Source organism: Cupriavidus sp. P-10, assembly GCF_003402535.2.
GTDB lineage: Bacteria > Pseudomonadota > Gammaproteobacteria > Burkholderiales > Burkholderiaceae > Cupriavidus.
In genome coordinates this window covers 915,416-929,139 of sequence record NZ_AP025171.1, presented here as the reverse complement: position 1 = coordinate 929,139, position 13,724 = coordinate 915,416, and the positions used below count along the sequence as shown (strand labels likewise).

General features: G+C 65.7%; 12 protein-coding genes. 8 read left to right on the top strand and 4 right to left on the bottom strand.

The annotated features are described in order from the left end of the window. Nucleotides 1-32: 32 nt before the first annotated feature. The 8 genes from CTP10_RS21300 (at nucleotide 33) to CTP10_RS21265 (ending at nucleotide 8,958) form a co-directional block, all read left to right on the top strand. The gene (locus CTP10_RS21300) at nucleotides 33-1,586 is read left to right on the top strand and encodes an AMP-binding protein (protein ID WP_116319653.1); all 1,554 of its coding nucleotides are present in this window, start codon (nucleotides 33-35) and stop codon (nucleotides 1,584-1,586) included. A gap of 14 nt (nucleotides 1,587-1,600) precedes the next feature. Beyond that, a complete protein-coding gene (locus tag CTP10_RS21295) occupies nucleotides 1,601-2,806 on the top strand; it encodes an acyl-CoA dehydrogenase family protein (RefSeq protein WP_116319654.1) in 1,206 nt (401 codons plus the stop codon). 64 nt (nucleotides 2,807-2,870) lie between these two features. Further along, a complete protein-coding gene (locus CTP10_RS21290) occupies nucleotides 2,871-3,860 on the top strand; it encodes a tripartite tricarboxylate transporter substrate binding protein (RefSeq protein WP_116319655.1) in 990 nt (329 codons plus the stop codon). A gap of 28 nt (nucleotides 3,861-3,888) precedes the next feature. Next, nucleotides 3,889-4,989 (top strand): CaiB/BaiF CoA transferase family protein, encoded by a 1,101-nt coding sequence (locus CTP10_RS21285; RefSeq protein ID WP_116319656.1) that lies wholly within the window; start codon nucleotides 3,889-3,891, stop codon nucleotides 4,987-4,989. Between the two features lie 123 nt (nucleotides 4,990-5,112). Next, nucleotides 5,113-6,276: an AAA family ATPase gene (locus CTP10_RS21280; RefSeq protein WP_116319657.1), complete on the top strand. Its 1,164-nt coding sequence runs from the start codon at nucleotides 5,113-5,115 to the stop codon at nucleotides 6,274-6,276. A 161-nt stretch (nucleotides 6,277-6,437) separates the two neighbouring features. After that, on the top strand, nucleotides 6,438-7,130 hold the full coding sequence (locus CTP10_RS21275; RefSeq protein ID WP_116319658.1) for an aspartate/glutamate racemase family protein: 693 nt from the start codon (nucleotides 6,438-6,440) through the stop codon (nucleotides 7,128-7,130). 458 nt (nucleotides 7,131-7,588) lie between these two features. Then, nucleotides 7,589-7,774 (top strand): hypothetical protein, encoded by a 186-nt coding sequence (locus CTP10_RS21270; RefSeq protein ID WP_116319659.1) that lies wholly within the window; start codon nucleotides 7,589-7,591, stop codon nucleotides 7,772-7,774. Nucleotides 7,775-7,842: 68 nt separating this feature from the next. Next, complete coding sequence (locus CTP10_RS21265) at nucleotides 7,843-8,958, top strand: PDDEXK nuclease domain-containing protein (RefSeq protein ID WP_116319886.1); 1,116 nt, start codon at nucleotides 7,843-7,845, stop codon at nucleotides 8,956-8,958. Here CTP10_RS21265 and CTP10_RS21260 read toward each other — a convergent pair. The 4 genes from CTP10_RS21260 to CTP10_RS21245 are packed head-to-tail and all read right to left on the bottom strand — an operon-like array spanning nucleotide 8,945 to nucleotide 13,700. Then, entirely contained in the window at nucleotides 8,945-10,444 is a 1,500-nt protein-coding gene (locus CTP10_RS21260; RefSeq protein WP_116319660.1) for an aldehyde dehydrogenase, read from the bottom strand. The genes CTP10_RS21265 and CTP10_RS21260 overlap by 14 nt on opposite strands. After that, complete coding sequence (locus CTP10_RS21255; protein WP_116319661.1) at nucleotides 10,441-11,343, bottom strand: DMT family transporter; 903 nt, start codon at nucleotides 11,341-11,343, stop codon at nucleotides 10,441-10,443. Before CTP10_RS21255 ends, CTP10_RS21260 begins: the two co-directional genes overlap by 4 nt. Further along, the gene (locus tag CTP10_RS21250) at nucleotides 11,340-12,587 is read right to left on the bottom strand and encodes a Zn-dependent hydrolase (protein ID WP_116319662.1); all 1,248 of its coding nucleotides are present in this window, start codon (nucleotides 12,585-12,587) and stop codon (nucleotides 11,340-11,342) included. Before CTP10_RS21250 ends, CTP10_RS21255 begins: the two co-directional genes overlap by 4 nt. 39 nt (nucleotides 12,588-12,626) lie before the next feature. After that, entirely contained in the window at nucleotides 12,627-13,700 is a 1,074-nt protein-coding gene (locus CTP10_RS21245; protein ID WP_116319663.1) for a histone deacetylase family protein, read from the bottom strand. Nucleotides 13,701-13,724: the final 24 nt, after the last annotated feature.

Below are 13,724 nucleotides of genomic sequence, written 5' to 3'. Positions count from 1 at the left end.
TAGCACAACATCATTCGCATCACGGAGACAGCATGAGTTTCGCGTACTTCCTGCGCCGCGCCGCGCGCTATTGGGGCGACCAGCCCGCCATCCTCTACCAGGACCAGGTGGTGACCTACCGCCAGCTGGAAGAGCGCTCCACCCGGCTGGCCAACGCGCTGCTGGCGCTCGGGCTGCAGCACGGCGACCGCGTGGCGGTGCAGGCGCGCAACCGGCCCGAGCTGGTCGAGCTGGAGTGCGCGCTGTACAAGGCCGGCCTGGTCAAGGCCGCGCTGAATCCGCGCTTTACCGCCGCGGAAGCCACTGATGTGGTCGAGAACTGCACGCCGCGCGTGCTGATCGCCGGCCCCGGCTACACCGGCTACTCGCGCGCCACGCCGGGCTTCGGCAGCGTGGAGACGTTTATCGCCATCGGCGACGCGCCCGCAGGCTATGTCGGCTACGAATCGCTGCTGGCCAACGCCGGCACCACGCCGCCCGACATCGCACCCGCTGCCAGCGATCTCGCCGTGCTGCACTTCTCGTCCGGCTCCACCGGCAAGATCAAGGCGGCGATGCAGACCTACGGCAACCGCATGGCGGCGCTGCGCAAGATGGTGGCCGGCATGGACCGCCCCGCTCGACCCGGAGACCGGCTGGCGCTGATCGGCCCGGTCACGCACGCGTCCGGCATGCTGATGCAGCCTTACCTGTACCTGGGCGCGACGCTGGTGCTTTTCGAAAAATTCGAGCCCGCACACTTCCTGGCCGAGGTGGCGCGGCTGCGCATCACGCACGTGTTCATGGTGCCGGCAATGATCAACATGCTGATGGCCGAGCCCACGCTGGCGCAGGCCGACCTGTCCAGCCTGAAGACGCTGGCCTATGGCGCCGCGCCGATGGCACCGGCGCGTATCCGCGAGGCGTGGGAGCGCATCGGCCCGATCCTGTCGCAAGGCTATGGCGCCAGCGAATCTACCTCTGGCGTCACGCGCCTGTCGACCGCCGATCATGCCGACGCGATCGCGAACCACCCCGAGCGCCTGGCGTCGTGTGGCCGCGCGCTGGGCGAGACAGAGGTGCGCGTGGTCGACGAGCAAGGCCGCGAGGTCGCGGTCGGCGAAACCGGCGAACTGGTGATCCGCGGCGAAGACGTGTTCCGGGGCTACTGGGGCGAGCCCGCGCTGACCGCCGAGACCATCGTCGACGGCTGGCTGCACACCGGCGACTTGGCGCGCGTGGACGACGCCGGCTACCTGTACCTGGTCGACCGCAAGAAGGACATGATCATTTCCGGCGGCTTCAATGTGTACCCGACCGAGGTCGAAGCGACGCTGTACCAGCACCCCGACGTGCTCGAAGCCTGCGTCATCAGCGTGCCCGACGATACCTGGGGCGAGAGCGTCAAGGCCGTGGTCACGCTGCGCCCGGGCCGAGAAGCCAGCGCGCAGCAGCTGATCGCGCACTGCCGCGAGCGCATCGCCGACTACAAATCGCCGCGTTCGGTCGACTTTGTCGCCGAACTGCCCAAGAACGCCAGCGGCAAGCTGGCCCGCAAGATCGTGCGCGAACGCTACTGGCAAGGCGTGGCGCGCCGCGTCAACTAAGGAGCCCGCCTGTCATGTTCGATCATCTGACCAACCCCGTGCTGTTGGAAACCCGCGCCGGCATCCGCCGCTTTATCGACGAAGAGCTGCGCCCGCTGGAGCAGGAGCTGGGTCTCGGTTCCGAAGACCAGTGGCCGCGCGAGGTGCTGCGCAATGTCTGGCGCCGCTCTTACGAACTGGGCTTCTATGCCGCCTGCCTGCCGGAATCGCTCGGCGGCAAGGGGCTGAACATCCAGGAGCAATGCGCGCTCAAGGCCGACCTTGCCGCCAGTGGCTCGACGCTGGCGGCGCATGTGCTGGGCGACCTGGGCGGCCCGCCGCGCGTAGGCAACATGCTCAAGTACGCCACGCCGGCGCAACTGAAGCAGTACTTCGAGCCGGTCATCCGCGGCGAGAAATCGACCTGCTTCGCGCTGACCGAAACGCATTCCGGCTCGGACGCGCAGAGCATCAAGACCACCGCGGTCGCCGACGGCGACGAGCTGGTGATCAACGGCGGCAAGCACTACATCAGCGGCGCGCCGTTCGCGGACTTCGCCATCGTCATGTGCGTGACGGATGCCACCATCACGCCGCCGGCGATCAGCGCGGTGCTGGTCGACCTGAACCTGCCGGGCGTGACCGTGACCAACGAGTACGTGCCAATGTCGGGCCAGCATATCGACGGCGATATCCGCTTCGACAACGTGCGCGTGCCGCGCGCCAATATCTTTGGCGGCGAGGGCAACGGCTTCAAGCTCGGCATGTCGCGCATCAACGTGAACCGCTTGCTGCACTGCCCGTCGATGCTGGGGCTGGCCATGCGCGCCTACGAGTCATCGGTGGAATACGCCGGCAAGCGGCGCCAGTTCGGCGGCCCGATCGCGCGCTTCCAGGCGATCCAGCACATGCTCGCCGACATGGCCGCGGCGCTGTGGGCCTGCGAAAGCATGATCGCGCACACCGCCGCGCTGGCCGATGCCGGCGCCGACCTGCGCATGAAGGCCGCGGCATGCAAGCTCTTTGTCTCGGAGCGCTGCTTCGAAGTGGCCGACAAGGCGGTGCAGATCCACGGCAACGTCGGCGTTACGCGCGGGCATCCGGTCGAGCAGACCTTCCGCAAGCTGCGCATGTTCCGCATCTTCACCGGCACCAGCGAGATCCAGCGCAACACCATCGCGCGCGCGATACTGGAGCCATTGCAGCAACAAGCGCAGCCGCCAAAGCAGCAACAGGCATGACCGTGCCGGCGGCACGGACGCCGCCGGCATCAGGACACGACAAAAAAGACCACGGAGACCTAGCATGAACCGCCGAGAATGGCTCGCCACCGCTGGCGCCGCCGCACTGGGAAGCGTCCTGCTGCCCGCCCGCGCCGCGGCCCCTGCCAACTATCCCAACCGGCCGATCCGGCTGATCGTCCCGTTCATCGCCGGCAGCACGCCCGACAATACCGCCCGCACGCTGTCGGCGGAGCTGGGCCAGAAACTCGGCCAGCCGCTGGTGGTCGAGAACATGCCCGGCGCCGGCGGCATCATCGGCGCCACCGCGCTGCGGCGTGCGGCGCCGGACGGCTACACGCTGGGCATTCTGGCCAATACGCACGTGATCAACGTGCACATGTACCGCAAGATGCCGTACGACCCGGCGCGCGATTTCACGCCGATCACGGCGCTTTCCGGCGGGCCGACTGCGCTGGTCGTGCCTGCATCGTCGCCGTACAAGACCGCGGCCGAGCTGGTCGCTGCCATGAAGAAAGCGCCGGGCAAGTTCAACTACGGCTCTGGCGGCAAGGGCAGCATCGCCCATCTGGCGGTGGAAACCATGCTGCACCAGACCGGCTGCGACGCGGTGCATATCCCGTACAAGGGCGCGCCGGAAATCATCACCGCCATGCTGACCGGGCAGACCCAGTTCGGCATGCCGGTGCTTGGCACGGCCACCCAGTATGTGCGCAACCAACAGGTGCGCGTGCTGGCCGTCACCGCCGCCGCACGCTCGCCGTTCTTCCCGGACGTGCCGACCATGGCCGAAGCGCTGCCGCCCGGCTTTGTCATCGACAACTGGAGCGGCCTGTTTGCGCCGGCCAACTTCCCGGCCGAGCTGACGCAGAAGCTCCATGCCGCGGTTGCCGCGCTGCAGAATGCCGGCGTGTTCGACGCGCAGCTCAAGGCCAACGCGGGCGAACTACGCCGCAGCGCCACCCCGGCCCAGTTCGGCACGGTCGTGGCCGCGGACAACTCCCGCTATGGCGAGCTGATGAAGTCGATCGGCATGGTCGGCGACCTGGGCTGAGCGCCCTGCTATTGAACCGGGATTGCACATGAAACCAGAATGGTCCTGCCTGAAGGATGTCACCATCATCGACGCCAGCCAGCTGCTGCCCGGCCCGCATGCCTGCAGCCTGCTGCGGCAACTTGGAGCCGATGTGATCAAGGTGGAGCAGCCCGGCAGCGGCGACTCCATCCGCCAGCTTAGTCCCGCGGCGTATGCGCAGTTCAATCGCGGCAAGAAGTCCATCGCGCTGGACCTGAAAGCCGACGCCGGCCGCGAGGCCTTCCTCGAACTGGCGCGCAATGCCGACGCCGTGGTGGAAGGCTTCCGCCCTGGCGTCATGAAGCGGCTGGGACTTGACTATGCGGCATTGGCCGCGGTCAATCCGGCCATTGTGCTGTGCTCGGTCTCCGGCTTCGGGCAGACCGGACCGTACGCCAGCCATGCGGGGCATGACCTCAACTACCTGGCGCTGGCCGGCTACTGGGCGACGCCGGTGCAGGTGCACGACAAGGTCTCGCGTCCGCGTGTGCGGGTGTCCGACTATGCAGCCTCCGGATATGCCGCGCTGTCGCTTGCTGTTGCCATCATGAGCGCGCGGCAGCACGGACGGGGGCAGCATCTGGACGTGTCGATCCACGACGCGATCCTGTCATGGACCGCCCACGGCGCCTGGGCCGCGCGCGGGCACGAGGCCGCGCCACAGGAATCACCGACGGTGATGCCGGAGAACGACCTGTTCGAGACGCGCGACGGCAGGCATCTGGCGATGGGGATTCTGGAGAACAAGTTCTGGGTCAACCTGGGCGAGGCGCTTGGGGAGAAATTTCCTGCGCTGCGCGATCCGCGATATGCCACGCGGGCCGGGCGTTATGGGCACAAGCTGGCGGTCAATGACCTGCTTGCGGCGGTGTTCCTGACGCGTGACCTGGCCGAGTGGGAGAATTTCTTCGGGCCGCTGGATATACCGTTCTCACCGGTGCTGGGGGCGGGGGAATTGTTTGAGGATGCGCACGTGCGCGCCCGCGGGGTGGTGCGACGCCCAGCAGGAGAAGACGGGATTGCAGTGAACTTCCCGGTCGGCTTCTCTTTAGGGTTGCCAGAGGGGGAGGACTTTGTGGCTGGTCTTGGAAAGGGAACGGCGCGCTAAACGGCCAAAAAGAATCCCTTTCGTCACCCAGAGTGGGTACGGAGCCACTCAGCCCTCATGAATTAGAGAGAATTATTACTCGGCTATAATTATTGGAATCCAATAATTTCCAATAAGTGCGCCATGACAAACATCTATCGTCGCCCGGCCCTTGCGAGCCAGATGTCGCAGCAGTTGCTCCACCCCGGCGTACTGGACGAAGGGCTACGGTCAGGCTTGTTTCTATCGGGCTTGCGGCGCACCGGAAAAACGACGTTTCTTATCAACGACCTCGTCCCTGCCCTGGAGGCCGAGGGTGCGATCGTCATCTACGTCGACCTCTGGAGCGACACCCAACGCAGCCCTGCGTCCCTAATCCTTGCCGCGGTAAAGAAGACTCTCGCCGAGCTGGAGCAGCCGGGCTCCGCCGCCCTCAGGCAGCTCAAGCGAGTGTCCGGTGCCGACTTTGGCGCCTTTGGCCTCAAGTTCGGGTTCAAGCTTGAAAGCGTTGGCGAGCCCGGCGGTGCCACGCTGGCCCACGCCCTTGCCGAAGTCGTCGACAAGGCCAGGACCAACGTAGTCCTGATCGTGGACGAGGTCCAGCATGCCATCACCTCCGACGAGGGCAACCGAATGCTACTGGCACTCAAGGCAGCCCGCGATGCCGTCAATCCACGCCCCAATACGCCTGGCTACTTCATCTTTGTAGGCACTGGCTCGCACCGGGCGCTGGTTGGCGAACTGACTGCGCGCCGCAACCAGGCCTTTGCAGGCGCTACCTCGGTCTCCTACCCCGTGCTTGGTGAAGACTACATCGCCCATCTGCTGGAACGCTTGTCGGCAGAAGGATTCAGCGCGCGTCCATCTCTCGACGTTGCCGTCCAGGCTTTCCGCGCACTGGGCAACCGGCCGGAAGAGATGATCAAAGCCTTGCGGCAACTGCATTTCCACTTGCCTTCCGGAAGCAATCCGGACGAGCACTTGCCAGTCATTGCCAACACGCTCCGCTCGACTGCTGCCGATCTTGAACTGATGAAGCTCGAACAGCTGGGCGGATTGGCTACCGCAATTTTCGATCGCATTGCGTGCGCTGATGGTGACGCCCGCGGCCTGTTTTCAGGCGAGTCCGCTGCTGCCTACTCGGCTGCCCTGGGACGTGATGTCCGCATCGAGGAAGCGCAGCCTGTGGTCAATGAGATGATGGCGACGAACCTGATCATGCGCAAAGGGCACGGGGTCTATGGCGTGACGGACCCGTTCGTGCAGGAGATCTGGCTGGAGCGCAAGTCGCTTGAAGGCAAGCTGTAGCGGGAAGCGAGATAGCCGCCGCCTGTCATATCTCGCCTTCTTCGCATTTCGTGCCGGCACTGGCCGGGTGGGAATCAGCAGAATTGTCCCTGTCCGCTACTGCCTTTTGTTGCTACTTTTCTCAAAGTCACAAGGGCCAGACTGCGCAAGGGAATCAGAGCATGAAAACAATCGGACTGATCGGCGGCATGAGCTGGGAGTCGTCCGCCGAGTACTACCGGCTGATCAACCAAGACATGAAAGCAAGGCTGGGCGGGCACAACAATGCCCGCAGCCTCATGGCCACCGTCTGCTTCGAGGAAATCAAGGCACTCCAGCACGCGGAGCAATGGGATGAACTCGGCCGGCTCATGCAGCAGGCCGCGCGGCAGGTCGAGGGCGGCGGCGCGGATTTCGTGCTGCTCTGTACCAACACCATGCATCGCGTAGCGCCGGCGATCGAATCCGTGCTCAACGTGCCCTTCATTCATATCGTCGACCCGACGGCGCAAGCGTTGCGTCAGGCCGGCATCCGGCGGGTCGGCCTGCTCGGAACCCGCTTCACGATGGAGCAGGATTTCTACCGCGGGCGGATGCGCGAGTTGCATGGCATCGACGTGGTAGTGCCGGAGCAGGCGGACCGCGAACGGGTGCACGATGTCATCTATGAAGAGTTATGCCACGGCATCGTGCGCGATGACGCGAGGGCCGAATACCAACGCATCGTCGCCGCGCTCGCGGCGCAGGGCGCCGAAGGCGTGATCCTCGGCTGCACGGAAATCACGCTGCTGCTCGGGCAGCGTGACGTGGCGCTGCCGGTGTTCGATACCACGGCGCTGCACGCGCAGGCTGCGGTGACGCTGGCGCTCAGCTGAGAAACCGCGTCTTTCGTTAGGGAATTTCTGAGGCGTTGGACTGCGTGATTCCTGCACGCTGCCGCGCCAAGCCTGGCCGTACTTCCCTCCTCCATCCGCTTTCGCCGCTTTCAGGACTCAGCGATTTCCTAGGGAGCCGCGTTCCTGCAAGCTTCGCTTTCCCAACAGGAATGCGACATCTCTTATCGCCTTCGTGGCGCAGGCCGGAAATACTGGTTGCGTCATCGGATTGCCGGTGACCGGGCGTGGAAACCCGAGCAATTGATGCGAACAGACGTTGCCGCACCAATGGGCAACGTCTGTGTACTCGCACGAACCAATTGGTTCCATGGCGGGTCGAGCGGGGCAGCCGCAAGGCTGGGCCGGTTCTTCGCGTCTTCCGGTATTTCCACCCTCGCTCTTGACCCGCCACCCTCACTTGCCTGGGTGGCCCAAATCCACTTAGTGAGGTGTCATCCATGACGATCGAACCAGTCGAAACCAGTGTTTCCCTGCATCAAATCCGCGCCGGCATTGAAGGCGTGCTCGCGCTATTGGAGCAGTTGAGCGTACGTTCAGAGGAATGCTTCAGCGCGCTATGCCTGCTTGGCATGGTGCAGGCGAAGCTGGCCGAGTTGATGGACGCGGATCCGCTCACAGCGTAGCGGCGCATGCGTTGGCGGCGCTTCGGGGCATCCGCCAACGCGTTAACCTCAAGCTTGACGACAACACCATGACCACGACGAGTGCACTCCCCGAAAGCCAGGCGTACGCGTTCATCCAGCGAGAAGTCGTGGCATTGCTGGAATCCGCGCGAAGCGCCGCCGCAAGAAGCGTAAACGCCCTCATGACCGCTACTTACTGGGAAATCGGCCGACGCATCACCGAGTTCGAACAGGCCGGACAAGAACGCGCCGGATATGGCGACGCATTGCTCGAACGTCTGGCATCCGACCTTTCCTCCCGGTTTGGCCGAGGCTTCAGCAGGCAAAACCTGCAGCAGATGCGCACGTTCTACCAATATTGGCCTGCAGAGAAGATTTGCCAGACTCTGTCTGGCAAATGTGTGCGCAAAGAGCCACTCAATATTTCCGTCCTCGCCCAGGCCTTGCGTCTGCCCTGGTCCACCTATGTGCGCCTGATCTCAGTCAAGAACGCCTATGCGCGGGACTTCTATGAAGCCGAGGCACTGCGCTGTGGCTGGAGCGTGCGCCAGCTTGACCGCCAGATCGGCAGCCAGTTCTATGAGCGCACGGCACTCTCGACGAACCAGGCAGCCATGTTGACAGGCGCCATGGAGATCGAAGCCAGTGACACATCGTCACCGGACCAAGCCTTCAAGGACCCATTCGTGCTGGAGTTCCTGAATCTCAAGGACGAATACTCCGAATCGGAACTGGAGGGCGCCTTGATTCACCATCTCGCTGACTTCCTGCTTGAACTGGGCGATGACTTCGCATTCATTGGCCGGCAGCGGCGCCTACGCATCGACGACAGTTGGTTCCGCGTTGATTTGCTGTTCTTCAACCGTCGACTCAAGTGCCTGCTCGTTGTGGATCTCAAGGTTGGAAAGTTCAGCTACACCGACGCTGGCCAAATGCATCCTTACCTGAACTATGCACGCGAGAATTGGATGAAACCGGGGGAGAATCCCCCGGTTGGGCTGATATTGTGCACGGAACTGGGTGCCTCGGAAGCGCGCTATTCCCTCGAAGGCCTGTCCAACAGAGTGTTGGCCGCCGAGTATCGGACCGTACTACCCGATGAACGACTGCTTGCCGAAAAGCTGGACCAGACGAGACGCGAGCTGGAAGCCCAGCGCCTCGTCAGCAGATCTACCCCAGATTGATCCACGTAGTCTTCAAATCGGTGTACTTGTCCAGCGCATGCAGCGACTTGTCCCGCCCCGATCCCGACTGCTTGACCCCGCCGAAAGGCACCGTGATATCTCCATCCATATAGCAGTTGACCCACACCAGCCCGGCCCGCAGCCGACGCGAGACACGGTGCGCGCGCGACAGATTGGCGGTCCACAGTCCTGAGCCCAGCCCATAGGGCGAATCGTTGGCCATGCGCACGACTTCGTCCTCCGTGTCGAACAAAGTCACGGCCAGCACCGGGCCGAAGATCTCTTCGCGCACGATGCTGAGCGACTGGCTCGGGCATTCAAAGATGGTGGGCTGCAGGAAGTAGCCGCCGGTGTCCGTGCGGACGCGTTCGCCGCCCAGGCGCAACCGCGCGCCTTCGCGTTGGCCGCCGTCCACATAGGACATCACGCGATCGAGCTGGCGCGCGTCGACGATGGCGCCCATGGCGGAAGCGGGGTCGAGTGGATCGCCGGGCTGCATCGCTCTGGCATGGGCCTCCAGCTTCTCCATGAAGGCGTCGTAGATGGCGCGTTGGACATAAAGGCGCGAACCGGCGATGCAGATCTCACCCTGGTTGTTGAAGATGCCGATGGCAGCCGCCTGCGCGGCGCGGTCGAGGTCGGGACAGTCGTCGAAGACGATATGCGGCGACTTGCCGCCGCATTCGAGCCAGACACGCTTCAGGTTGGACTGGCCGGAATATTCCATGAAGCGCTTGCCGGTGGCCGTGGAGCCGGTGAAGGCGATGCCATCCACGTCGGGATGCAGCCCGAGTGCCTGCCCTGCCTGCGCGCCCAGTCCCGGCACCACGTTGAAGACCCCGGGCGGAATGCCGGCTTCAGCAGCCAGTTCGGCCAGCCGCAGAGCGGTCAATGGCGACTGTTCGGCCGGCTTGAGGATGACGCTGTTGCCGGCGGCCAGCGCCGGTGCGACCTTCCAGCTGCCCATCAGCAGCGGATAGTTCCACGGCACCACGGCCGCGACTACGCCAAGCGGCTCGCGCGTGATGGTGGCGAGCACGTTGCCGCCGGTGGGCGCGATCTCGTCGTAGAGCTTGTCGATGGCTTCGGCGTACCACGCGAAGGTGCGCGCCGCTTCCGGAATGTCGTAGGCCAGCGTGTCGCCGATGGGCTTGCCCATGTCCAGCGTTTCCAGCAGGGCCAGTTCCTCGTGGTGCGTTTCGATCAGCGCGGCCAGGCGCAGCAGCACGGCCTTGCGATCGCGCGGTGCCAGCCCGGACCAGACGCCTTGCTCGAAGGCCTGGCGTGCCGCCGCGACGGCGCGGTCGACGTCGGCCGCGCCGCATGCCGCGACCTTGGCCAGCACGGCACCGGTGGCGGGGTTGATGGTGTCGAAGGTAGCGCCATTGGCTGCGTCGGTCCATTCGCCACCGATGTAGCCGCGGCTTTGCGGGCGCAGTGCCGCTGCCCGGGTCTGCCAGTAAGACTGGTCGCGAGTTTCGCTCATGGGGTTCCTCGTTTGGTTGACAGGGCCGCGGGCGACGGCAGCGTCTGCGTCAGGCCCGCGACCACGATCAGGGCGATGCCGGCCAGCGCCAGCGCGTCGGGCCAGCGGCCGAACCACAGCGCGCTGTAGACCAGCGCCAGCAGCAGGTGGAAATAGTTCAGCGGCGCCAGGCGCGATGCCGGGGCGCGCTGCAGGGCCAGGATCAGCAGCACCTGCGCCGCCGCGCTCATCAGCCCCATCGCCAGGATCGCCATCCAGTCGGCCAGGTCAGGCCACACCGGCGGCGGGAAGAACGGCGCCGGCACGCCGGTGGCAACCATGCAGATCAGCGCGGCAAAGCCGTATTGCACGCGCGCATCAACCTGCCCCGCCATGCGCCGCGTCAGCAGTTGCAGCATGGCGTAGGCCAGCGTGGCGGCCAGCATCAGCACGGTGCCAAGCCACGACACCGCGCCGCCGGGGCGTACGATCAGCAGCATCCCGCAGAAGCCCGCGCCTACCGCCAGCCACTGGCGCAGGCCGACCTTCTCGCCCAGCATCCACGGCGACAGGCCCACCACCATCAGCGGCGCCATGAAATAGATGGCGGTGGCTTCGGCCAGCGGCATCCACAGCAGCGCGGTCATGAAGCAGGTGCCGACCACCGCCAGCATCAGACCGCGCAGCACCAAGAGGCCGCGGTGCGGGGTGCGCCAGAAGCGCAGTTGGCCAGATCCGGCGAGCATGGCCACCGCCACTGCCAGCGTGGCGCCGTATCGCACCGCATTGAGGAACGGCGCGGGATAGCGGCCGACCAGGTGCTTGGCGGTGGCATCCACCGTGGCGAACAACGTCACCACGCACAGGAACAGCAGCCCGCCACGCCACCAGTCGGACCTGCCCGGCGCCGCGGCGGTCATGCGCCCGCCTGCGCGACCATTGCACCGAGCAGCACGTTGGCGCCGGCTTCCAGGTGCTCGGGGCGGGCGTCTTCCACTTCGTTATGGCTGATGCCGTCCTTGCAGGGCACGAAGATCATCGCGGTCGGGGTCACGCTGGCCATGTAGACGGCATCATGGCCCGCGCCGGTGACGATGTTCTGCTGGCTGTAGCCGCGCGCCACGGCCTCGCGGCGCACATGGTCGACCAGTTCCGGCGCGAACGGGGTCGGCGGGAAGTACTGCACGTCGTCGATCTTCACGTCGAACGCGGCACCGGTGGTCTGGCCCTGCGCCAGCGCCTCGCATGCGGCGCGGAAGCGGGCGTCCATCTCGGCCAGCTTGCCGGCGTCTTCGTGGCGCAGGTCGACCGTGAATCTGACCGCGCCGGGAATCACGTTGCGCGAGCCGGGGTGGAGATTGACCACGCCCACGGTGCCGCGGCCGTGCGGCGCGAAGTCATGGGCGATGCGCACCACTTCCTGCATCACGTGTGTGGCACCATAGAGCGCGTCACGGCGCAGCGGCATCGGCGTCGGGCCGGCGTGCGCTTCCATACCGGTCACGGTGACGTCGTACCAGCGCAGCCCCAGCGAACCGGTGACCACGCCGATCACGTTGTCCGCCGCTTCCAGCACCGGGCCCTGCTCGATATGCGCCTCGAAATATGCGCCCACCGGCCGCCCGCCCACTTCGTCGGTGCCGGCATAGCCGATGGCCTGCAGTTCGTCCGCCACGCGCTTGCCTTCGGTATCGGTGGCGTCCAGCGCGGTCTGCAGCGGGAAGATGCCCGCGAACACGCCCGAGCCCATCATCACCGGCACGAAGCGCGTGCCCTCCTCATTGGTCCAGATCGCCAGTTCGAGCGGCGCTTCGGTGGTCACGCCATGGTCGTTGAGCGTGCGCATGACTTCCAGCCCGGCCAGCACGCCGAAGCAGCCGTCGAACTTGCCGCCGGTCGGCTGGGTATCGATATGGCTGCCGGTCATCACCGGCGGCAGCGCGTCGTTGCGCCCGGCGCGGCGCCCGAAGATATTGCCGACGCGGTCCACCGTCACGGTCAGGCCGGCGTCGCGCATCCAGCCGCATACCAGGTCGCGGCCCTGACCGTCGAGTGCGGTCAGGGCCAGCCGCGCGTTGCCGCCCTTCGGCGTGGCGCCGATCCGTGCCAGGTCCATCAGCGATTGCCACAGGCGCTGGCCGTTGATGGCGATCTTGCTAGTCATTGCAGTTCTCCCAGTATTGGTGATTGCGCCATTCATTTCTTATGCGATCGCGGGTGCGAAACCTGCCAGGAATGCATCCAGCCCGCGCCCGATGGCCTCGACCTCGTAGCCGCCCTCCTGCACCACCACCGTCGGCAGGCCCAGCGCATGGATGCGCTCGCCGATGCCGCGGTAGCCGTCCATGCTGACCTTCAGGACGCTGATGGGATCGTTCTCGTAGGTATCGAAGCCCAGCGCCAGCACTACCGCCTGCGGGCGATAGTCGCGCAGCGCGTCCAGCGCACCGTCCAGCGCCGACAGGAATTCGGCGTCGCCGCTGCCGTGCGGCAGCGGGAAGTTGAGGTTGTAGCCATAGCCCGCGCCATAGCCGCGCTCGTTCGCATAGCCGGTGTAGAACGGGTAGTAGTCGGCCGGATCGGCATGCAGCGAAATCGTCATCACATCGGAGCGGTGATAGAAGATCTGCTGCGTGCCGTCACCGTGGTGCGCGTCGACGTCGAGCACCGCCACCTTGCCGAAGCGGGCCAGCAGCGTCTGCGCCGCGATGGCGGAGTTGTTGACGTAACAGAAGCCGGCCGCGCGATCGCTATGGGCGTGGTGGCCGGACGGACGGCACAGCGCGTAGGCCATGCCGGCGCCGTCCTGCCGCTCGCACACATGGCGTGCCGCCGCCACCGCGCTGTGCGCGCCGCGCAGGATCGCGCGCCAGCTGTCCGGGCCGAGCGGGCAGCTGAGGTCGCCCAGGTAGTAGCCCGCCTGCGCGATCACCGATTCGGTCGGGCACGCAGGCCGGCGCGGCTCGCCGACCTTGCCGTTGTGATACGGCGAAAGATTGGGCAGGACTTCGATGCCGGGCTCGAAGCCGGGGCGCGCCAGTTCCTGCCAGCGCGCGTAGGCGCTGGCGAGGAAGTCGAGATAGGCCGGACTGTGCACCGCCTCCAGCGGCGCGCGCCCGCAATCGGGCGGCGCCGCCAGTTCGATGCCGCGCGCGGCCAGCGCGCGCTGCAGTGCCGCCGCGCGGGCCGGCACGTCGGTCGGCGCGCACAGCCGCCCCGCGCGCATGAACTGGCGAGGCTCGTGCAGCAACTGATCATCCGAGAAGAAGGCACGCATGGTGTTGAGTGGTTGTGAAGAGAA